This is a genomic window from Roseovarius halophilus (ex Wu et al. 2025) (assembly GCF_047086965.1).
The window spans coordinates 1-1,782 of sequence record NZ_JBKOTX010000433.1; the positions used below are offsets into that span (position 1 = coordinate 1).

2 protein-coding genes and 1 pseudogene are annotated in these 1,782 nt (G+C 56.6%); all 3 read right to left on the reverse strand.

The annotated features are described in order from the left end of the window. Positions 1–589: 589 nt before the first annotated feature. The gene (locus ACH107_RS32530) at positions 590–997 is read right to left on the reverse strand and encodes a hypothetical protein (protein WP_412509737.1); all 408 of its coding nucleotides are present in this window, start codon (positions 995–997) and stop codon (positions 590–592) included. Further along, positions 994–1,239: a hypothetical protein gene (locus tag ACH107_RS32535; RefSeq protein ID WP_412509738.1), complete on the reverse strand. Its 246-nt coding sequence runs from the start codon at positions 1,237–1,239 to the stop codon at positions 994–996. Before ACH107_RS32535 ends, ACH107_RS32530 begins: the two co-directional genes overlap by 4 nt. Positions 1,240–1,370: 131 nt before the next feature. Then, a pseudogene (locus ACH107_RS32540) lies at positions 1,371–1,697 on the reverse strand (hypothetical protein); the annotation flags it as partial. Positions 1,698–1,782 lie beyond the last annotated feature (85 nt).

The window sequence follows — 1,782 nt, forward strand, 5'->3', positions numbered from 1 at the left end:
CGAAAAATGGGCCTCCGAAACGAAGGCCTACATCAAATGGGAATGCCAGGATGCATGACCCGCTCTCAGCAGAATTTCCAGACCTCAGGTTGCTCAATCGGTGGCTTCCTCGGGTGGCTTCCGGCCAGGGTGGATTCCGCGTGGGTGGATTCCGCGTGGGTGGCTTCCCTGGATTCCTTCGAGGAATCCACCTGGCCAGACCGGCGACCGAACAAGTGCCTGATAACGAGTCAGAAATCCGAGTCGACAGGTCGGGGTGGATTCCAGGTGGATTCCCCGGTGAGGAATCCAGTCGCTAGCGAAATCGCGCGCTGAGCCCCCCTGTATACGTAAAAGCCTCAGGAGGAACCAGAGGAGGGGGGGTATTCGGCGACGGTGATGTTATTTGGGATCAGTCGTTGGGTAGGCTTTGTCTTCGAAGTCTGCAATTGCCTCAGTGAGGGAACCAAACGCATCGGCTTCCTTTGACCCAGGCACTGGGGGGACGTCGAAGAACCCTTCGATTTCGCAAAGAGCTTGGTCCAGCTCTGCATCTGTGCTGACAGTACGACGGCTCATCTTACCCGTGCTCTACGCGTTGCTGATCCGACTACTCGATATCTGGATAGATATTGGCCTCGAAATAATCTGCCAAGTCACTGACGCTCAGCTCGCCGGCGACACGCGCGCGCAGCTTGGCCTCAAGTTCGTTCTCGGACACATCCAAGAAAGAGCTATTCACTGCAATAAATGTCAAAGACGCGATCGCAGCCGCCCTCTTGTTGCCATCCATCAACGCGTGCCGTGTCGCGATTCCATCATACATCAAGGCGGCTAGGTAGGATAACCGTGCTTCTGGCTCGTATTCAGCGGCTGACCTTGCTCGCTCGAGGCCTGCTTCGAAGGCATCGCGGTCGTTCAAGACCATGCGATGTCCCATGGTCTCCATGAACGCCGAAGTCTCGTCCAAGATCGCATCGGCATTAGGCCAAGTGTATCCGTTGTCTTCTTCGATCACACCGTTTCGCCTTCGCGACCAAGCTTAACAAGGGTTCGCCGATATCTTTGGGTGACCTTAGCCGCTGCCTCACGCGTTTTGGTGTAATTGTCGTTGACGGTACGCACGATCAGTGTGCCGTCATCCGTTGAAAGCGTAACCTGCTGTCCGGCGCGCAGTTGCAATGCGTCCATAGTGGCTGCCGACAGCGGTAGGAAATGGCCGTTGCCGATCTTCTTGATCTTATTGGTTATGGTCACCATTGTGTCCGCTTGCTTTCTGTTTGTGTGTTGGGCTGTTTGGCACGTTTATACTCATTGTTTATACCGCCCCTTGCCAATAGTCAACTTTTGTTTGATTAGCGTTCTGCAAGCTATCGGCCCTCGGGCTTTGCTCACGGTCTAGCCCGTGGCATCCCTTCCACCACCTCAACTTCTCGCAGCATTCCCCCACTCTGAAGTCCATCTCGCACCCAGCCCAGCGCCTGTCGCCAAGCTAGATAGTCGCGCCGCGCGGCTTCGATCTGTTCTGGATAGGGACGGTAGGTCACCGGACATGCCCTTACCTCCACGGTCCGCCACTTCCCGCGTGACAGCACCCGCTCGGTCCCAACCACTACAGTCGTTGCATGATCCCCATGCCGATTGCGCTTTATTTCCACGGGTACACAGCGCGGCACGGCGCCGGGCATACAGTCCGGCGTCAGCCTGCCGCGCGACAAACAAGGTGAGAGTCGAGCGTCAATCAGGATGAGAACGCTGGGGTGGTGTTTCGTAGGGAGGGCGTAGCCCGACCGGAGAGATACC